General features: G+C 61.9%; 11 protein-coding genes and 5 pseudogenes. 11 read left to right on the top strand and 5 right to left on the bottom strand.

Annotated elements, in window-relative coordinates; all coding sequences use genetic code 11:
• The first annotated feature begins 85 nt into the window (after positions 1–85).
• Genes ccoG through ccoS form a run of 4 tightly spaced genes read left to right on the top strand, consistent with a single transcriptional unit; the run spans position 86 to position 4424 of the window.
• Positions 86–1552 carry a cytochrome c oxidase accessory protein CcoG gene (ccoG, locus tag IVA87_RS07280; RefSeq protein ID WP_247333119.1) on the top strand — a complete coding sequence of 489 codons (1467 nt, stop codon included), beginning with the start codon at positions 86–88 and terminating at the stop codon, positions 1550–1552.
• Between the two features lie 15 nt (positions 1553–1567).
• Positions 1568–2053, top strand: a complete 486-nt coding sequence (locus tag IVA87_RS07275) for a FixH family protein (RefSeq protein ID WP_247278979.1) — start codon at positions 1568–1570, stop codon at positions 2051–2053.
• 11 nt (positions 2054–2064) lie between these two features.
• Positions 2065–4257 (top strand): cation-translocating P-type ATPase, encoded by a 2193-nt coding sequence (locus IVA87_RS07270; RefSeq protein WP_247333118.1) that lies wholly within the window; start codon positions 2065–2067, stop codon positions 4255–4257.
• A complete protein-coding gene (gene ccoS / locus IVA87_RS07265) occupies positions 4257–4424 on the top strand; it encodes a cbb3-type cytochrome oxidase assembly protein CcoS (protein ID WP_247279006.1) in 168 nt (55 codons plus the stop codon). The genes IVA87_RS07270 and ccoS overlap by 1 nt, the downstream gene beginning before the upstream one ends.
• Before the next feature lie 69 nt (positions 4425–4493).
• Here ccoS and fixK read toward each other — a convergent pair.
• Positions 4494–4667 (bottom strand): annotated as a pseudogene (fixK, locus tag IVA87_RS07260) (nitrogen fixation protein FixK); the annotation flags it as partial.
• 282 nt (positions 4668–4949) lie between these two features.
• On the opposite strand from fixK, the gene IVA87_RS07255 reads away from it, so the two are divergent.
• Positions 4950–5486, top strand: coding sequence for a Fic family protein (locus IVA87_RS07255; RefSeq protein ID WP_247333117.1), 537 nt, complete (start codon positions 4950–4952; stop codon positions 5484–5486).
• A 190-nt stretch (positions 5487–5676) separates the two neighbouring features.
• Positions 5677–5892: a hypothetical protein gene (locus IVA87_RS07250; protein WP_247333116.1), complete on the top strand. Its 216-nt coding sequence runs from the start codon at positions 5677–5679 to the stop codon at positions 5890–5892.
• 122 nt (positions 5893–6014) lie between these two features.
• Here the strand turns inward: IVA87_RS07250 and IVA87_RS07245 are convergent, their stop codons facing one another.
• Complete coding sequence (locus IVA87_RS07245) at positions 6015–6443, bottom strand: hypothetical protein (RefSeq protein ID WP_247333115.1); 429 nt, start codon at positions 6441–6443, stop codon at positions 6015–6017.
• A 108-nt stretch (positions 6444–6551) separates the two neighbouring features.
• Positions 6552–6722 (bottom strand): hypothetical protein, encoded by a 171-nt coding sequence (locus IVA87_RS07240; RefSeq protein ID WP_247333114.1) that lies wholly within the window; start codon positions 6720–6722, stop codon positions 6552–6554.
• Positions 6723–7151: 429 nt separating this feature from the next.
• Here IVA87_RS07240 and IVA87_RS07235 point away from each other — a divergent pair.
• The 3 genes and pseudogenes from IVA87_RS07235 to IVA87_RS35300 all read left to right on the top strand — a co-directional run.
• Positions 7152–7644: pseudogene (locus IVA87_RS07235) on the top strand (DUF4118 domain-containing protein); the annotation flags it as partial.
• An 87-nt stretch (positions 7645–7731) separates the two neighbouring features.
• Positions 7732–7947, top strand: a complete 216-nt coding sequence (locus IVA87_RS07230) for a hypothetical protein (protein WP_247333287.1) — start codon at positions 7732–7734, stop codon at positions 7945–7947.
• A 127-nt stretch (positions 7948–8074) separates the two neighbouring features.
• Positions 8075–8662: a nucleotidyl transferase AbiEii/AbiGii toxin family protein gene (locus tag IVA87_RS35300; protein WP_346658344.1), complete on the top strand. Its 588-nt coding sequence runs from the start codon at positions 8075–8077 to the stop codon at positions 8660–8662.
• Between the two features lie 407 nt (positions 8663–9069).
• Here IVA87_RS35300 and IVA87_RS07215 read toward each other — a convergent pair.
• Positions 9070–9327, bottom strand: a pseudogene (locus IVA87_RS07215) (recombinase family protein); the annotation flags it as partial.
• Positions 9328–9339: 12 nt separating this feature from the next.
• Positions 9340–10155, bottom strand: a pseudogene (istA, locus tag IVA87_RS07210) (IS21 family transposase); the annotation flags it as partial.
• A gap of 115 nt (positions 10156–10270) precedes the next feature.
• Here istA and IVA87_RS07205 point away from each other — a divergent pair.
• Positions 10271–10434 (top strand): annotated as a pseudogene (locus tag IVA87_RS07205) (DDE-type integrase/transposase/recombinase); the annotation flags it as partial.
• Positions 10435–11606: 1172 nt separating this feature from the next.
• Positions 11607–20075 carry a shikimate kinase gene (locus IVA87_RS07200; RefSeq protein ID WP_247333113.1) on the top strand — a complete coding sequence of 2823 codons (8469 nt, stop codon included), beginning with the start codon at positions 11607–11609 and terminating at the stop codon, positions 20073–20075.
• Positions 20076–20324: the final 249 nt, after the last annotated feature.

The raw sequence follows: 20324 nt of genomic DNA, 5'->3' as shown, positions 1-20324 counted from the left end.
ACAAAACGCCCCCGTTTGCGCTGGATCAATGGACGGCGCCGCGTCGGGTCTAGGTTTAATCGCACCTGTCAAAAAGTACCAGGCGATGAACAAGATCGTGAACCCGAACGAACTCACATCGGACGACGATTACGGGCCGCTCTACGCTGCCCGGAAGAAGGTCTATCCCCAGAGCGTCTCCGGCACGTTCCGCCGGATCAAATGGGGCCTAATGGCGTTCTGTCTCGGCTTCTACTACTTGCTGCCCTTCGTGCGCTGGAACCGCGGTCTCGGCGCCCCCAGCCAGGCGGTGCTGATCGATCTGCCCAACAGCCGCTTCTACTTCTTCTTCATCGAGCTGTGGCCGCAGGAGGTCTACTACTTCACGGGCCTGTTGATCGTCGCCGCGGTGGCGTTGTTCCTGATGAACTCGGTCGGCGGCCGCATCTGGTGCGGCTATCTCTGTCCGCAGACGGTCTGGACCGACCTGTTCTACGCTGTCGAGCGCCTGATCCAAGGCGATCGGCGCGAGCGGATGAAGAAGGACAAATCGTCCGATCCGATGAGGCTCGAGCGCATCTTGGAGATCGTGCTCAAGCATTCGATCTGGCTCCTGATTGCCTGGTGGACCGGCGGCGCCTGGGTGCTCTACTTCAACGACGCGCCGACGCTGGTGAAGGAGCTCGTCACCTTTCAGGCGCCGATGATCGCCTACGCCTGGATCGGCATCCTCACCGCGACGACCAATGTGCTCGCCGGATTCATGCGCGAGCAGGTCTGCGTCTATATGTGCCCCTGGCCGCGGATCCAGGCGGCGCTCACCGACGAATGGGCGCTCAACGTCACCTACCGCTACGATTGCGGCGAGAAGCGTACCTCGGTCAAGAAGGCCGCCGAGCTGCGTGCGCTCGGCGAGCAGGTCGGAGATTGCATCGACTGCTACCAGTGCGTCGCGGTTTGCCCCACCGGCATCGACATCCGCAACGGACCGCAGATGGAATGCATCCAGTGCGGGCTCTGCATCGACGCCTGCGACAACGTGATGGCCAAGATCGGCCGGCCGAAGCGGCTGATCGGCTACGACAACGACATCAACATCCATCGCCGCCAGGAAGGCAAGGCGCCGGTCTACCGCATCGTCCGGCCCCGCACGGTCGCCTACAGCGCGATCATCGCGGGCGTCGGCGGCATCATGATCTACACCCTCGCGACCCGCAGCCTGCTCGATGTCAACGTGCTGCACGACCGCAATCCGGTCGCGGTCAGGCTCAGCGACGGCTCGATCCGCAACGCCTACACGGTCCGGCTGCTGAACAAGAGCGGCTATGACCGCGTCATCGCCATCGACGCCAACGGCCCAGTCAACGCGACCATTCACGTCATCGGCGTCGACTCCGTGACGCCGGACCGGCCGATGATCGTGATCCCCCGCGACTCCACCAGCGAGCTGCGCATGCTCGTGACCGCGCCGGCGCAGAGCAATCCGGAGAAGTCGATTCTCGTCCGCTTCCACGTCACCGATATCGGGCTCGGCGAGGCCGCATCCGCCACCGACAATTTCGTCGCGCCGTAAGTCCAGGAGACACCCATGGCATCCAAGCCGCTCACCGGGACCAAGGTGTTCCTGATGCTGGTCGCCTTCTTCGGCGTCGTGATCGGCGTCAACGTCACCATGATGAAGCTCGCGATCGCGACGCTGCCCGGCACCGACGTCGACAGCCCCTATGCCGCAGGCCTCACTTATGACCGCGAGATCTCGGCGGCGCAGGATCAAGCCGCGCGCAAATGGCAGGTTAACGCTCATATCGAGCGGCGCGCCGATGGCAATGCCGTGCTCCAGGTCGAAGCGCGCGACGCTGCCGGGCAGCCGGTGAGCGGGTTGAGGTTCGGCGGACGCCTGGAGCGGCCGACCGACAAGCGCGCTGATCTCGCCGTCGAGCTCACCGAGGCGGGCATCGGCCTCTATCGCGGCGATGCCGCGTCCCTCGCGCCGGGCCAGTGGGACCTGGTGATCGCGGGTGAGGCGCGGGGGACGCGCGTCTTCCTGTCACGCAACCGCGTGATTCTGAACTGAAGGATTTCGCCATGCGGATCACGCGGGACTTTTCGCACTACGTCCGGACCGCGGGCGAAGGCGTCCAGCACATCGATCTCGCCGTCGACGGCGTTCACTGCGCCGGATGCATGGCCAGGATCGAGCGCGGACTGTCGGCGATTCCCGACGTCACGCTGGCGCGGGTGAACCTCACCGACCGGCGCGTCGCGCTGGAATGGAAGCAGGGCACGCTCGACCCAAGCCGTCTCATCGATCGGCTGGAAGAGCTCGGCTACAAGGCCTACCCTTACGAGACCGAGAGCGCGGAGGCGACTGAAGTTGCCGAATCGCGCTTCCTGCTGCGCTGTCTCGGCGTCGCCGCGTTCGCCACCATGAACGTGATGATGCTGTCGATCCCGGTGTGGTCCGGCAATGTCTCGGACATGTTGCCGGAGCAGCGCGACTTCTTCCACTGGCTGTCGGCGCTGATCGCGCTGCCGGCGGCAGCCTATGCCGGCCAGCCGTTCTTCCGTTCGGCCTGGCGCGCGCTGTCGCACAAGACCACCAACATGGACGTGCCGATCTCGATCGGCGTGTGCCTCGCGCTGGGCATGTCCGTGGTCGAGACCATCCACCACGCCGAGCACGCCTATTTCGACGCGGCGATCATGCTGCTCACGTTTCTTTTGGTCGGCCGCTTCCTCGACCAGAACATGCGGCGGCGGACCCGCGCGGTCGCGGGCAATCTCGCCGCGCTGAAGGCGGAGACCGCGGCGAAGTTCGTCGGCCCCGATGAAATTTCGCAGGTACCGGCGGCGGCGATTCATCCCGGCGATATCGTGCTGTTGCGGCCCGGCGAGCGCTGCGCGGTCGACGGCACCGTGATCGAGGGGCGCTCCGAGATTGACCAGAGCCTGATCACCGGCGAGACGCTCTATGTCACCGCCGAGCAGGGCACGCCGGTCTATGCGGGATCGATGAACATCTCGGGCACGTTGCGGGTGCGGGTCTCGGCGGCCTCAGAGGCGACGCTGCTCGCGGAGATCACGCGGCTGCTCGACAACGCGCTCCAGGCCCGCTCGCGCTACATGCGGCTCGCCGACCGCGCCTCGCGGCTCTACGCGCCGGTGGTGCATGCAACTGCGCTCTTCACCATCCTCGGCTGGATCATCGCAGGCGCGGGCTGGCATGATGCGATCGTGACAGGCGTTGCCGTCTTGATCATCACCTGTCCCTGCGCGCTCGGCCTTGCGATTCCCACGGTGCAGACTGTCGCTTCCGGCGCCATGTTCAAATCCGGCGTGCTGCTCAATTCCGGCGACGCCATCGAGCGGCTGGCCGAAGCCGATCATGTCATCTTCGACAAGACCGGCACGCTCACCCTGCCCGATCTAGAGGTGACGAATGCGGCCGACATCCCCGCAGACATGTTCGACCTCGCCGGTCGACTTGCACTGTCGAGCCATCATCCGGTGGCCGCCGCGGTCGCGCAGGCCGCCGTCGCCAAATCGCCGATCGTGGGTGCAATCGAGGAGGCCGGGCAGGGCGTGCGGGCAACGGTCGACGGCGTCGAGATTCGTCTCGGCCGTCCGTCGTTCTGCGGCGCCGATGCCTTGGTCGGCGACGGTGCCGGTCTAGATCCCGAAGCCTCCAGCGTGGCTTTCTGCAAGGGGGCCGAAAAATTCATCCTTTCGGTGCGTCAGGGCCTCCGCCCGGATGCGCAAGCCGTGATCGCGGCGCTGAAGGCGCGCAACATCGGCGTCGAAATTCTCTCCGGCGATCGCGAGCCGGCGGTGAGGGCGGCGGCCTATTCTCTCGGCGTTCCCGAGTGGCGCGCCGGCGTCACGCCCGCTGACAAGATCGCGCGGATCGAGGAATTGAAGCGGCGCGGCGCCAAGGTGCTGATGGTCGGCGACGGCATGAACGATGCGCCGTCGCTAGCGGCCGCTCATGTCTCGATGTCGCCGATCTCGGCCGCGCATCTCAGCCAGGCGACCGCCGATCTCATCTTCCTCGGCCGGCCGCTGGCGCCGGTCGTCGCGGCCATCGATTCCGCGCGCAAGGCGCTGCGCCTGATGCTGCAAAACCTCTGGCTCGCGATCGCTTATAATGTCCTGGCGGTGCCGATCGCGATCAGCGGCGTCGTGACGCCCCTGATCGCAGCAGCCGCGATGAGCGGCTCGTCGATCCTGGTCATGCTGAATTCGCTGCGGGGGCGTAGCGCGTCGCGGGAGATTGCGTGATGGAAATCCTGGTGATCCTAGTCCCGCTGGCGCTGGCACTCGGAGGTGCAGGCCTCGTCGCCTTCCTCTGGTCGCTTCGGAGCGGTCAGTATGACGACTTCGACGGCGCAGCGTGGCGGGCAATTGCCGACGACGAGCCGCCGCAAGAGGCCCCGGCTAAGCCGTAAAGCGGTAGCCTTCCGCACGAGGTGCGGCGGACTTCCAGTGAATGGGAGAGCATCCCTGTCGTCGTTGATAGACAGGGCTCGCGAGACCGTCTCCAAGATGAGGCCGATATAGTCGCCGATGTCACGGCGGCACTCGGACGGCCATCAGGCCGGCGGCCGCGGTGCGGGATGTCCGTCTCGAGCAGGAAGGTCACGACCCTCCATGGCGTTCCTGCGGCCGAGCAGCAGCATGTGGTCCTCCGCGGTGGCCGCCGATCGGCAAGGAACCCGGTTATGCCTACGCTTACCGAGTCCTCCTGAACACATCGAGGCCCATCGGGCCGGATCCTGACGGGCGCGCCGGCGTTCCGAGCCAGGCGCCATGGCCAGGGCGTTGCGGCGGGCCCGCGCAATTGACCCTTCTCCTCAAGGATTCAAAATCGAGCTGCGTCATCGAAGGCGAGAAGCCGCCGCAGGATCTTATCCAGCGGTGGGATAGGGTCATCGGCGAAGCAGGATGGACGCCGCTCGATGAGACGGTGTTTCTTGCGGCTGCACCGCATTGTCATCGGTGATGAGCGTTTCGTGAAGCTCGGCTTTCGGAAGGAAGGCGGTTTCGTCGGTGAGCATGACCACGAGACGCAGAGACCCATTCCGGACCATATCAGCGCGCATCACGAAGATATCGCTTCCCTCGTCCACGGATTGATCGCGTTCGACCAGGCCTCGTCAATTGAGCTTGACCCCGTCGTGGCTGCCGCCGTGCTGGCCTTCGAGTTCGTCTACATCCATCCATTCGAGGACGGCAATGGCCGCACCGGGTACGACGGATTCAATCCGCCGGCATCCACTTTCCGGTTTTTCAGCCGCCATCCTAAGACAAAATCGCCGCACGCGGAGTTTCTGTACGAATGCGTGCAGAGGACCATCGAACAGGATCTTCCGAAGGAAATCCGGTTCTTGCGGAGCTTCGATACATTCCGGGCGGGCGTCGAAAACATGATCGACATGCCGGAGCGCACCCTCAACAATCTCTTCGGATTCTTGCAACAGAATGAAGGGCGACTCAAAGCGCGCCCGTGACAACGAATTCTCCCAATTAACGCCAGACGAACGAAGATTGAGGAGCTTTATCAAACGGCCTTCTCGAACGACTCCGGAACAGCGAGCTGAGCCTCTGTCATCCCCATTGGATCATAGCCTGGATGTCGAATCAGAATCCTCTTCAGCGGCCGCCACAAAATGATCCAAAGGCTCGCCGCGTGCGTGAGTTTTGATCCTAGACGAGACCGACGAGCTGGTCGATGCCCTCATCGTATTTTCCGACTACTCGTCGATCGTGCTCCAGAGCGAAAGCGATGAGTTCGAGAAGCTCTACGCATTGCCGCCCCCTCACGTTCGATCCGATGAGGTGCAGGCTCAGACAGCCGAAGAAATCGACCGCATCAGGCGCATGGCGGCGGATGGTCCGCGCGTCCCGAACAGATGAAGACTCAGATCGCCGAAACGGAAGCAAGCATTGTGGCCTTTGCTGAACAAGCGAAGTCTGGGGAGACATTCGCGGAGCGCGATGAAGGACGGATTGGTCTCTCACAGGCCAAAGAGCGTTGATCAATGAGCGTGCCGCTCTGAACCGCGAGCTTCCAAGCCGACAGGTCGGGTATCGCCGATCGATCTGTGGAGCAGGGCTGCTCCCATGAGACCAGCCAAGCTGGCGACCGGCATTGAACAGGCCGATGCCGGATGCGCGGTTGCGGTCATTGAGGTTGCTGAAGCGATCAGGGTGATCGACAGGAAAACGAAATGACCGATCGTCGACATGAGCGGCTTCGGGGTCGACAGATTGAACATCAGCCCGAACCGACCTTCGGGACCAGTCTTGTCCAGCTCGTCCATCAGCTCGTAGAGATCGATCCACTCGATGAACGAATGCTGAGAGAACTTCGCCAGCATCGCATCTAGGTTTGAGTTACAGGCCGACATCGAGGCAGACGTCGAGGTGTTGACGAAGGGTGCGTCGTAGATCTCGGCGCCGTTCATCTCATTGATGGCGACTGGAACGCCGTAGCTCGATAGCTTTGTGAACAGGTTGAAGTTGGGACGAACTCCGCCCCCAGTAGTTCGTCGGGTCCACGCCGGCATGCTCGTCTAGTGATAGCCGAGCACATCGATCTTGACGCCATTCGCCTTCATGAAGTCGATGTAGCTGAACATCGTCGATGTGGTGCCGACGATGCGCCGAAGGTTTCTGCCGGTGTCGCGGCGTACCTGCTCGATCGCGTCCGACATTCCCCGCAAGAGATTGGCGAAGTCGGCCATCGACGGATATGCAGCGAACTCGGCAGAGGTCCATCCCTTGCCGAACAATGGAGAGCCGTTGCCATCACGGAAGGTCAGATTGATCTCGTTACCAAGTTCTCAGTCGCCGACTGAAGATGCGAACTGGCGAACGAATGCCAGGGTCCGATTGTGGCCCTGGGAGTAGATCGCAGCAGCGTCGCCGGCAGGATACTTGCCAGCATCGGTCTTGTCGCCCCACGTTAGCGGAAGCGCCAGAACAGGTTCAAGAATGACGCCATAGTTGGCGGCAAGGCCTACGATCGAGGTGAAGCGCGTCGCTACCCATGGATCAGTGTCAGCCGCCAGAGGAATAGTCAGGCGGTATCGCTTGAGTTTATGTGCGGCGAGCGTCTTGAAGACGTCCTCTCATTGATCTGGCGGTACGCTGGTCGTGGCCGTCGGCCTTGCGCCAGCGTCGCCGCCTCGCTGTGCTACAATTTCTTCTTCCTGCCGTCGGTCTACACCTTCATGATCACCGAACCGACCAACGTCGCCGCCTTCTTCTTCTTCATGCTGATTGCGATCCTGGTCTCGAATGTCGCGGCGCGGGTCCGCACCCAGGCGGTTACGGCGATCGGCAGGCTCCGCACCACCGAATCCCTGTACGCCTTCAGCCGCAAGCTCGCGGGCACCGCAACACTGGACGACGTGCTGTGGGCGACCGCCTGTCAGACCGCGCTGATGCTGAAAGTACGCGTCGTGCTGCTGCTGCCGGAAGACGGCGTGCTCACCGTAAATCCGGCTATCCGCCCGAGGATGAACTCGACAGGGCCGACCTGCAGCGGCGAACTGGACCTGGTCCAACGATCGCCCGGCCGGACGCGGCTCGGATACGCTGCCGGGCGCCAAGCGGCTGTTTTTGCCGATGCGAACCGGCCGCGGGCTGATCGGCGTCATCGGCACCCTCGTCGACTGCGTCGAGCGGCCCGACCTGGCGGCGGGCACCGAAGAACTCTCTAACGCGCTACCGACCGTGCGCGCCCTCGACGTGACCAAGCTCGTCGAGTTGACGACAGCTCGCGAGAACCAGTCGCTCGCTGGTATCCTCGGTTGCTGGCTGGAGAGCCGTCGCGAAGACCTCTTCGTCGACGACGAGATGCTGAAGGATTTTGAAACGGTTGGCACCGTCGTCGCCGCGCGCGGTGCTAGGCACGACGTCCCAGGCCGGCGAGGCGCATCCGGAATGGAACGTGGTGCTGCCTAGCGAATTCCACATCCTTCGTTCGAAGGTGGCTCTCCGGAGATGGCGCCATGATCTCGGTAGAACCCCTGGAGAAGCTTTCCAATGAACTGTCGTTCGAAGCCGCGACAATCGAACGCGTGGTCCGCTCATAGACGTGCTCGACCGACTCACCAAGGACAGGGAGATCGGCCATCTGTTCGCTTTGAAAGGAGGTACGGCGCTCAACCTGTTCTATCTCGGTCTCGATCGTCTGTCGGTGGATATCGACTTGAACTACGTCGGTGCCGAAGATCGGAAAAACGATGCTCGCCGACAAGGCGCTCATCATGAAGCGTCTGCCACTCCTTATGGGGAACTACAGCTACGAACTTTTCCGAACCCCGCGCGACGAACACGGCGGCGAAAAGTGGCGCTTCAGGTACGTTTCGGCCCATCGGCGGCCCGGCACGATCGAGGTCGACGTCAACTACATGTACCGCACGCCGTTCTTCGGGACGTCGCTAATGAATTCCGTTCCTCTGGGCGGCTACACCGCGAAGAAAATCCCCGTTGTGGATCTGCGCGAGATCGCCGCCGGAAAAAGCGTCGCGATGGCCGCGCGCTGCGCATCGCGCGATCTCTAGGACGCATCGCGCCTGCTGCACGTCCGCGGGCTGGATTGGAAACAGGTCAAGCTCGCTACGCTCGCGATCGGGGCGGACCTGAACTGGCGGACGGCCTCGCTGAACGGATATAGCTACGACACCAACGAACTCCGCGGAAAATTGCTGACCGTCGTGAAGAGCGACATGTTCGACAAGGACGGCCGCCCGGAAGCCTGGTGCGAGCTCGTGCTGGCCGAATGGCAAGAACGACTGGCGCCCTTGTTCGAACATGATCGCGGCGAGATGTCGTTCCTTGATGCTCTCTACGAAGAGGGACGGATCGACGTCAGCAGTCTCCAAGGCGATGCCGCCGTCAAGCACGCGATAGGGAACTTCCCCCGCGCTGCAATGGAAGGCTCTGAACATCAGGAATCACAACGCCAGTCTTCCGCACTTGTGGGCAGGGTCCGACGTTACGCCAGAGGGAGAGTAGAATTTCTCCTTATTTGTCACACCAGGACGAAACGGGAGGGCGGGAGAACGGCGGCGGATGCCCGTTTCAGCCGTCAGCGGGTTCGTGCACCGTTAAACCGAGACGCCTCGCATGATCGAGCAGATGCTCGACCGACGAGGCCGCCCATTGCCAGCCGCCGCGCGGCGTCCGCTCCCGCATTGTCTCGAGCTGTGCCGCGATCGCCCGCAGACTGAGGTCCGGATCGGCAATGGCAATGCGGGCGACGAGTGTCATCAATCGATCCTCCGGCTGTCGTCGCGGCGCGCGCTGGACAAGTTCAGGCTTCGCGAGGCCTTCCCGCACAGCGATGCATCGGTCGAGCAGCCAGGCGTTGAGTTCCTCCAGGTTTTTGAAGCGGAGCCTCGGCGTGAAGAAGCGCTCGCGCACAGCCCGACCTGGTTCTCGACCTGGCCCTTCTCCCAGCCCGACGCCGGCGTGCAGGCCACCGGCTCGACAAGATAGTGGCGGCGCATCTGCTGGAAGCGGCGGTTGTATTGCCTCTCCTTCCCGATGAAGATCGTCTCCACAGCCGTCTTCATGTTGTCATAGATGCCGCGCGTGCAGGTGCCCCGGAAGAAGGCAAACGCCCGATCCTGCGCGTCGAACACCATCTCCTGGCTTTCGCGCAGATAGCCCTGACGAAGAACATCCGGCTATGGCACAGCCGCATATGCGCCAACTTCACCGTCGCGTCACCCCGTTCAGAACAACGATCTCGTGGCTCCAGTCGAACTGGTAGGCTTCGCCCGGCGCGAAGATTAGCGGAACATACGCATCGGCGGCGGCGCTGCCCCGTTCTTCCTCAAAGGCCCGCGTATGCCCCCAGACCGAGCTGTAGCTGCCGTCATAGCCCAGATCGCGAAGCTGCTCAAAAATCCGGATCAGCGTCAGCTGTTCCCGCGACGGCTTCGTCGCATTGGTCGCCAAAAGCCGCTCAAGCTCATCGCGCCATGCACCCACCCGAGGCAACGGCTGGTGCTTGCGCACGTAGCGGAACTCCGTTTGCCCCGAACGCAGGACCTTGCGGACCACCTCCCGAGAGACCTTCAATTCCCGGCAGATCTGCTTGATCGATTTGCGCTGAACCAGCGAAAGCCGGCGTATCTTTGCAATCGGCTTCACAACCAACATCAAAACAAATGCCTCCGATGAAACCGGAAGCAGTGTCGCGCCCCTGCGTTAAGGGGGGGTCCCGTTTGGATGAAAACGACCCCTCAAGCAGGGTCCCTATCCATGAACAATCACACTGCGGTCCTATTGAGCGGCGAAACGGCAGGTCATGCCGGATGCCGAGCACCGCGCACAGGGGCTTCAACAACAGGGCCGAGAATTCCCATGTGCCGCTGCGAAAGCGGGAGCGGACGATGCAGGGCTTCCGTTCGCCGGGGAAGCCTGCAGCGCTTCGTCTCGATATTCTCAACCTTCCGTAATCTCTTCGTCCCAGCCAGCTCAAGACGCTCCTCAGATAGACAGCGCCCGATCGCAGGCCCAGGCGGCCTGACCTGCGGCCTTCGCCGGCCGGTGTAGGCCGCAGCCCGATTCATCAACGCTTGAGCCAGGTCTCGGATTTTCTTTATCGGTCCGGGAGAACGCCTTCGTCAGCCAATCGTCAGCCAGGCGGTCTATCTAGGCCTGCCGCGCCTCATCAGCCCGAACCCAATGCAAACGCAGGAGTGCGAATCATCATGTATGGTCGAATTGGTGCCTCGTTCGATGTCCACTAGAGTGGCGAAGCTGACGAAGCGAATCAGTCGGGTGCCCGGATGCATTTAGCCGGAGTGGTACTACCGGCAATTCATCTTCGCGTACGTGGACGAAGAACGGTCCCGGTGAATGGCAGCGAAAACTGAGGATAGCGAGTGCGGCGCGATGCGATCGCGTGCCAGTCTCGGCCGATCTTGGGCTGCTGGCGTGTACTTTGGCCAGGATGTAGGCCACGCCGTCTTGGGTCCGGGCTGACCATGACGGTTGACGAAAACATGCCGCAGGTTCCTCAGACCTCATGCCATGCGCCATCTGGGCGATTGCACTTATGGGCCAAAGCCTTGATACGCCATGGCTGAGCGACATCAGCCCGCAACATCATAAGCAGCGATTCTCGCCTTTATCAGAGATGGAATATGACGGGCATTGGCCGATCTGGCAGATCGCGCATTGGGGATGCTGGAGCCGGATCGAGCAGTTCACGCTCGCACTCAAGTCTAGCCCCTGGGGAAGGCAGTCAATCGTTCGATTCCGTCGTGGAGCGGATGCGCTCTGGGCCTCAAGATAGAGGGACGCCCTCCGCTAGCATGGCGCGCGGTGCCGACGATGCTCTTGGCGACAGGTCTTCCGGTCTCTCGGTTGGCCCAGATCGAATCCTAGGCGCTGCGCCACGTGCAGCCGCTGCGCCACGTGCAGTCACTGCGCGGCGGCGCGGCTTTCCCTCAGTGTCGGAGGGTGGAGACACGACGCCGGTCGCCAGCCAGCCGCCAACTTTGGGTGTGGCAGTCTCCATTTCCTCATCAGAGGAAGAAATCAACGCAACCAAGCGACACAGGGATTGCCTGGTTGAGGAACTTGACGCTTGCCGTAATGCGGCCATGCACGCCCAGAACCCGGAGGAGGCGCAAGAGCTGACCGATCGGTTCGTCAAAGCAGGCTCAGCAGTTCTGGACTACTACGCGAGCCTGCGCCCGGCCGTGGCGCGGAGCATTCTGTCCGACGCTGAGGCCCGTGGATACCGCTATGCCGTGCTCGATGCGGCCCACCAATGCAACGCACTGGCCTCATCGACTATCGCCGCCTTGGAAGAGCGCAGAAAGAATTCGGCAGACCTGTTCCAGCGGATTTTCGAATCTAACGCTACCCCCGACCAGCTGAGCCGAGTGGCTTCCAGTGTGGCGAAGGAGCATGTGGCTTGCATGGAGTGGTGGGGAAAGAAGCTGTTGCGCTCGGAACGGATGGTGTCCGTCTGCGAGGCCACCGCCAACTTGCCAAGCACGACGCCCGAGATGCGGAAGCCCGAAGAGGCCGCACTACGCCTGAATACCGGGTTGGTACTTCATGCGAGGTACAAGTGTCTGCAATCGCGGATTGCGCTCGCGCGACTTATGATTGAGTCTCAGGCGAGCACGTTTGAACCAGCCGTGAGGGACGCCCTCATGGGTGACAACGGGGGGGTGCGTCTGCTCGGGACTTTTGTCGAGGATGTTTTTCCGGCATTCCTCTCGACGGAGGAAGCCGTTCTGCACAAGGACGGAGCGGCACTCGACGCAGAGCACTGCACCGTTCTGGAAGGAGTCATGGAACGGCTTTCGGAATTTGCGTTGTCGTTGCACGACGACATCCTTGCCAAGCTAAGCGATAACCGAACAGGTGCCAGCCTCCCATTGGAACTGTTGGGCCAGATCGTGGACGACTCACGGATCACTGCGCACGAGGTCATGCACTTCCTGGCACTGCAGCTGAAAACGTCAGCCATCATTGCACCGCCGGCCGACGCTGGCGCTACGATACCGGCCGACACTGCCGGCAAGGCAGCGGTGGCCAAAGGCACCGCTGCGCGCAGGGAGGGGAAAGGCAACCGCAAGCCGGCTGCTGACGCCGCGAGTTCGGCCGGGCGGCCCGAGCCGCAAGTCGCCGCGGGCGACAGCGACACGGCGCCAGCGGACAAGGTTCTCGTGCGCTCGGATCTAGGTACGAAGAAGCTTGTGAGCGCCAAGGAGGCGCATGCAAGTGCGTCGTCGGCGGCGGCACACTCGGCGGTCTGGCAGGCCCCGGCGTCGACGGAGGCGTTGGCGCCACTGATCAAGCGGTTGGACGAACTTTTGCAGTTCGATCTGGCTGGTCAGCAAAGGACCGTCTCGCAAGCGCGCCAGATGAAGCCCGAGGACGCCGATCACGTAGTGGGCATCGTGGTCGAGCGCCTGCAGACGCAGGCCGCCGAGATGCAGGCCTGTCTGGACGCGCTGGAAGAGCCTCGTCGACGCGCCCTGCTCACGCTTGCGCATGTGCACGAAGTGCACGAGAAAACAGTCCGGCTCAAGATGATGTTGTCCGAGGCGCAGGGACTGGCGAAGGCGGCGAACTCGGAATCAAGTCTTGCCCCTGGGGAAGGCAGCCAATCGTTCGATTCCGTCCTGGAGCGGATGCACTCTGGGCCTCAAGATAGAAGGACGTCCTTCGCTCGCATTGCGCGCGGTGCCGATGATGCCCTTGGCGACAGATCTTCCGGACCCTCCGTTGGCGCACATCGGATCCTGGGCGCTGCGCCACGTGAAGCCACTGCGCGACGGTGCGGTTTTCCCCCAGTGCCGGAGGGTGGAGCGCCAGGTCGAGAAGAAACCTCTTTAGGTTCTGATGACAAACCCTGGCTCGGCAATCAAGGATCCAGAAGCTCGCAACCAGACACCGTGCCACCCCATAGGCAAACGGAGTCCGACCCGGGTGCAGGACCGGGAAGGCGGCGTTTCGTCCATGTAGCCGAACAGAGCTTCAAGCGTGGATACTCGGAAAACCTACTTAATAACGCTTTACATGACATTTCTTTCGCTGGCGACATCACTAAATTCTCATGCGCTGTGGTGGAGTATGACAGGAAGCTGCAGGGTCGAGCGGACCACGCAACATTCCTGCAAAAGGCCGCTTCCGAGTTCAAACGCGAATTTGTCCCAAGATGGGAACAAGATATCCGCGCCCGGAATACATGGGGGTACGCCACCTCATGCAACACGATGAGCCGGGAGGCTGGAGGTCAGGCAGGCGTGGAAGCTTGCAGGGCCATGGCAGCTCAGGTGTCGAGCCTCGGCAATGCGCTAAACGACGTCGAAAGCAAAACGCTTTCCCTATTCGTATTGTCGTTCAGTCGATATCCCCGGGTGGCGGAATGTCGCAATGGAATGATCCGAATCGCCGGGTTTTTTCGTGAGCAACGCGGAGCGCTTTCGGAGCTCAACGCTCAAAGTCTCGCCCTGCTGGTCAACGGCTTCAGCAAGTGGCCGGAACAGGAGAACTCTCGTGAGGCCACAATAGCAGTTGCAGCTGAGATTCGCCGCCGCGCTCCCGGGCTCTCTGATTTTGGTCCGCAGAGCCTGGCTATCGTGGTGAACGGTTTGAGCAAGTGGCCGGAAGAGGCGGAGTGTCGCGGTGCTATAAGGGCAATCGCCAGCGAGGTCCGTCACCGCGCGGGCCGCCGCGATGTCTGGCTCTCTGACTTTGGTCCGCAGAACCTGGCTACCGTGGTGAACGGTTTGAGCAAGTGGCCGGAAGAGGCGGAGTGTCGCGGTGCGATGAGGGCAATCGCCGTCGAGGTCCGTCGCCGCGCGGGTCGCCGCGATGTCTGCCTCGCTGATTTTGATCCACAGGCGTTGGCGAACCTGGTGAACGGCTTCAGCAAGTGGCCGCAGGACTGCCGAGACGCTATAGTTCAAATCGCCGTCGAGGTGCGTTACCGCGCGGGCCGCCGCGATGTCGGGCTCTCTGATTTTGATCCACAGGCGTTGGGGAACTTGGTAAACGGCTTCAGCAAGTGGCCGCAGGACTGCCGAGACGCTATAGTTCAAATCGCCGACGAGGTCCATCACCGCGGCGACCGGCTCTCCAATTTTACTCCCCAGCACTTGTCGAACCTCGTGAACGGCTTCAGCAGGTGGCCCGAGGGGGCGAAGTGCAACGACGCTATACTTGCAATCGCCGACGAGGTTCGTCGCCGCGCTGGCCGAGCGGACCGGCTCTCCAGTTTTACTCCCCAGCACTTGTCGAGCTTGGTGAACGGCTTCAGCAGGTGGCCGGAAAGGACAGACTGCCGCAGCGCTATAGTTGAAATAGCCGACGAGGTCCGTCGCCGCGCCGACCGGCTGTCTGGGTTTGATCCGCAGGGTCTGGCGAACCTGGTGAACGGTTTCAGCAAGTGGCCTGACGAGACGGGCTGTGACGAGGCCACGCTGGCGATCGCCGGTGAGGTCTGTCGCCGCGCCGACCGGCTTTGTGGGTTTGATCCGCAGGGTCTGGCGAACCTGGTGAACGGTTTCAGCAAGTGGCCTGACGAGACGGGCTGTGGCGACGCCATGCTGGCGATCGCCGATGAGGTCCGTCGCCGCGCCGACCGGCTTTCTGGGTTTGATCCGCAGGGTCTGGCGAACCTGGTGAACGGTTTCAGCAAGTGGCCACAAGAGGAGAACTCACGTCACGCCATCGCTGTGATCGCCGGTGAGGTGCTTCGCCGCGCCGACCGGCTCTCCGATTTTACCTCTCAGCACCTAGCGAATCTGGTGAACGGCTTTAGCAAGTGCCCACAAGAGGAGAACTCACGTCAGGCCACCCTTGTAATCGCCCATGAGGTCCTTCGCGCCGACCGGCTGTCTGATTTCACTCCGCAGGGTCTAGCGAACCTGGTGAACGGTTTCAGCAAGTGGCTGCAAGAGCAGGACGCTCGCCAAGCCACAGTCGCGATTGCCAACGAGGTCTCTCGCCGTGACAACCGGCTCTCTGATTTTACTCCGCGGGAACTGGCGATCCTGGTGAACGGCTTTAGCAAGTGGCCGGAAGAGGCGGTGTGCCATGGGGCGATAATCGACATAGTGGGCAAACTCGGCTCGGGAGACCTCCGATTCGGAGCGTTCACCACAACTCAGCTCAGCATGATAGCCAATGCTCTGGGGCGAGGTGTCACGAGGGGAGAGGGCACTGGAGAGATTATAGAGACCGCTCTGCTGAAGAATCGGCTGCACGATCTGGCCCACTACCTTCACTATGCCAGTGATCGCCTGGAGCAGACCCAGGTTCTGAACATCGCCATGATTTTCAAAGCGCTGGCTAAGGCTCAATTGTTTGACGATCTCGGTTTGCTCGCACGCACCGGGTTAGACCGGCTGACGGAACTGCATCGTGGCCCTGATTTTGCCGCTGAGAACGACCTCGAAATCATGGGTACTCTCTGCATCGCTCTGCTGCCGCTGGCGCGCAGCCCGCACCTGCGCTGGCACCGGAGGCGGGCTTTAAACTTGCTGAACGACATTCAACCGATCGTCGAGCACAAGATCGAGGGGCATCTCAAAGCAAGCGATGCCGAGCGAGCCCGAGGGCCGTACTCGAGCCGTGGCCCCGCCTTGTCGATCTATCAAACGCTCAAGGCCCGTGCGGTTTTGGCGGCATTGTTCCGCCGGCCCTATGTCGAAGGCAAGAAGTCCGATTTGCGGGTGAGGCAGGAAGAGCTGCAGCGCAAGACTAAGGAGATTTTGGACAAAACGGGCGGCCTCGTCGAACGCGATCTTTCCAACATGAGCTGGAACCTGATGGCGGAGATCGCGGCGGAGAGTCCGGTGGATGCGCTGGACACGTTCTTGGCGCAGAATGCGGCGACGGTCCAGGCCCAACATCCAGCGTCCGTGTTCGACGTCCATCAAGTGTTGCGAACCATGGCCCACGAGCCCAGACCTCCGCAGGGTGACGCGGGACTGATGCAGTTGTCAGTGGTGGACATGCAGGGCCGGCCAGTGGCCACGGAGCCCGAGACACGCTATTCGATTTTTCATCGCCTGACCTCGGGGGTTTTGCCCGTCGTCGCGGTCCAGCTGCCAGGAAAGCCGAGCGCGTTCATGCTGGCGCGTACGGTCACCGTCGAGGGTGTGCCATACCGCATGGACCTGTTCGGCGGAAGCAAGTTAAAGCCGCCCAAAAAGCCCGTGTCGCAGATCGCCGCCCGCCTTCCAGGTGGGGCGAGGGCAGAGTCTTCCGGGGGAAAGCTGCTGGCGATTCCGTATGCCGAAACGGCGCCGGGCACAGCGTTCGAGCAGCTGTCGCGTGCCTGGGCCCCTTTCAAGGAGGCATACTATTACACTCAGCGCAGGGGTTTTGCCGCGCCGCCGGCAATCAAGGACCTAGGTCCTCGGGACTACGCGCTGGAGGGCGCCTTCAAACTGTCGCTGCTGCCGGACCGTCCTGCCGGCGAGGAGCATCCCTTTAAGCTGGCTGGGCCAGAAGGCCCGATCGCCTTGCGGCCGCATGATGGTTGCGGTTTCATCAAGGCCTCGTTGGCCAACCGTATGCCAGCTGTAAATCGCGCCCGCCGACAGGAAGGTCCTGATCGGGTGCCTGCCTTTGGTGAGGGAAGAAGAATGTCCGTTCCCGCATCGGCGCTGCAACACTATCCCCGAAGCGAGCCGGTGACCGATGAGGCGCGGGAGAAGGCCAAAACCTGGCTCGAGAGCAGACAAGGGCGAGAGTTGACGTCTGAAGAGTTGTTTCGCACCGTGACGGCCGGACACATCGACGGTCCCGGCGCGGTTGCCGTACCGTCCAGCGATGACTGTCTCCATGTGCCGACGCTCAAGAGCGAGACGTTGATGGGGGCGAGCGGCGTGCTGATCGGGCGCTCGCCCTACGACAAGCCCAATCTGCGCCCGTTTGCCGCCGAGCGAGTCAAGTCGGCCGTTAAAGGGGACCCGACCGCTGTGTTCCTCGAAAACTGCACAGCCATCCAATACAGCTTCAATGTCGCTCAGAAGTCGGGGAAGGAACTGGCGGGCGACGATCCGACTTTTTTTGCCAAAGGCATTCTGATGGTTGTGCCGGATAAGATGTGGCCGGCCGGCTACGCCGACCGTGGGCTGGTCATGTCTGCCGAGGACGTCAAATGCCATTCGAGCTGGACCTCGAGCAAGGACCGCGCCAAGCTGGACACGCCGCTCGAGTGCGTCGGCATCCTGCAGGCTACCGAGGTGTTCGCTCCGGGCTCGTTGGTTGCCGTCCCGATCGGTGAACAGAAAAAACTTGACGGGGACTTCGACGGGGACACCCTCGTCATCATCGGCGACCGGCCGCAGCTTTATGAGCATGTGCGCCAGTTCGATCGCAAGGAGCAAGCTCTCGGACTTCCGTCGCTGAAGCCGCCAAAGTCGCATACCCCGGCGCTTGACGGCGACAATTACCAGTTCGGTCGCGCCCGCCAGATCCTCGCCGCCACGCAGGATGTCCTGGAAACCTATAGCTGCCTGCAGCGAAACTTTCTGGCTCAATCCCATGAAGCACAACGCTGGTTTGCCGAGCGTGCTGTCTTTGGCACCTATGAGGGCGTTCACCACGAGCTCAGGCGAGAGATCCGTCAGCTGTTGGGCCAGGAAGAGGTGAGTAGCCAGGATATCCAGAACACGTTTGCGAGAGCGAGGAGCGAGATTGAGGTCGCCAAACATCTGGTTGCTCGCGAAATGGCCGAGTTGCTCGTCGACGACCTAGCGGCATGGGCAGTGAAGCCGAATGAGCAACCCCTGCCCGAAACAATCGAAAGCTCGAACGCCGCAAACCCGAGCCTCAGCGCAAGGCTCTGCAATCTTTTCCCGGATCTGGCGGAGACCTATCCGGCAACGCCTCAGCCACGAGACCGCATCCAGCTTTTACTCGACCACTATCCTCCCCGCATCGATCCCCGCCCGGATGGTTACAATGCGGACGATCTCGTAAAAAGCGCAAACAACTTGCTGAGCCTCGGCATCAAGGTCGGCACTGATGCCTATAAATCCGATACTGGCGCCAACCTCTTTTTCCAGAAAAGCAGTCACCTTCAGCGGCTCCTCTACGAGACGCCGGGCTTGAAGTCCGTGCCCTACGTCAAGGGCGTGGCGGCGACCCTCGCCCACGGAAGGTTTGATGTCGATGCGACCTTGGAGGATCTGAGGGACAACCCCACTCTGGCGGCTTCAATCATGGAGACCTCGATCAAACTCGCTGCGGAGCAGGGCATTTTGCGCAAACCCTCCGGCTTCCGGCCCGCCGCCGACGATGCTGAGATGATCACGCTGACCCGCGAGGAGGCCTCAGAACGCGCCCGAAATGAGGCTGACCGAGCTATAGCCGAAGAGAGGAAAATCACCGCAGCGGCACGCGAGATTGCCGGAATCCTTGCGGAAGCCGGCATCGAAGTGAAGATGCCCCATCTGGAGCGCCGCTTGAAATCGCATGCCTCCATGACAGATCAGCTCACCGGCATGAGCATCCCGCCCGGCAGCGCCCCACAGCTCTTCAGCAACGCCGTACGCCACGTCTTAGAAATTCCTGACAAGGATTTTACACGTGCCTTCAAGAAAGCCATGCTGGCCTTTGAGGAGCGGGACTACACCGAACGCCAGACAACCAACTGGTTCAGAATGCGCAGTCCGACTTTCGTCGGCATCAAGACAGTCCTCACCACGGCGGAAGCTTATCGCTTCGAAGTGGAGTTCCACACGCCAGGCAGCTATCAAGCCAAGCTTGCCAATCACGACACCTATAAAATTCTCGGCAGGCTGCGGCGGCAATCAAGCGAGGATGCTTTGGAGCAAGCTAAGGCCGAGAAACTGGTGCAGCGGACGAGAGAGGTCTGCACACACATTGCGATCCCCGACGGCGCCCTGGGCATACACCACTGGGGAGCCGAAGGAGATGCGGCATTTGGATTGCGAGCTTTCGAACAGTCAAGAATGCCCGAGATCGCCAGGTCAACGGAGGCAAGCGAGATTATCGCGGCCCTCGGCGTGCGGCCGATCGTGCTTGTCGGCATGCCGAGCGCCGGAAAATCCACCATTGGCCCGGCCATCGCCGAGCGACTGCGGCTGCCCTTCATCGATACCGACCAAAAGATCCAAAAAGAGGCCGGTAAAATGATACCGCAGATTTTCGATACCCATGGCGAGGAGTGGTTCAGGGAGCTCGAAGCGAGGGTAATCGCGCGTGTGCTCAAGGAAGGGCCCGCGGTGATCGCGACTGGTGGCGGCTCGATCATGCATGAGCCGACCCGGCGTCTCGTCGGGGAGAAAGCCGTCTCGATCTGGCTCAACACCGACTTCGACGTGATCCAACATCGCCTTAGGAAAGGTATCAACCGGCCGCTGCTGCAAGGCCCCGACCGGGATCAGACAATCAGCCGACTGATGCGCGAGCGCACGCCGCTTTATGCACAAGCCGATATCACGTTCGTGCCGCCCCGCAAACAAGACAAAAAGAATGCGGATCCCTGCGTGAAGGCGCTGCACGCCTATCTTCGCGGCGAGGCGGCCGCCACTCAGCCAGCCTCCAATACCAACGAGCTTGTTGGCTGACTCACTTGAGATTCCCAAAGCGGAAAAGGTCTAATTCGCTGCCCTGATAGGTGGTGGTTTGAGCGAGCTCCGGCTTATCCGCAGCAGGTTATGCCAACCAACCTCGCGCTCGGGTACCTCGAGCGCATCCTATGTGCTCGACGAGATCGTCCAGCTGCCCGCAAGGCCAAGGCTGCCAAGCGCCCGCCGACCCGGTTGCTGAAGAAGCGGGGCTGCGGGCCCAGGCGCATGACCACGACAAATTGCGGG

Source organism: Bradyrhizobium sp. 147 (assembly GCF_023073935.1).
Classification (GTDB): Bacteria; Pseudomonadota; Alphaproteobacteria; order Rhizobiales; family Xanthobacteraceae; genus Bradyrhizobium.
The sequence above is the reverse complement of the archived record's forward strand: the minus strand, read 5'-3'. Positions and strand labels throughout refer to the sequence as shown.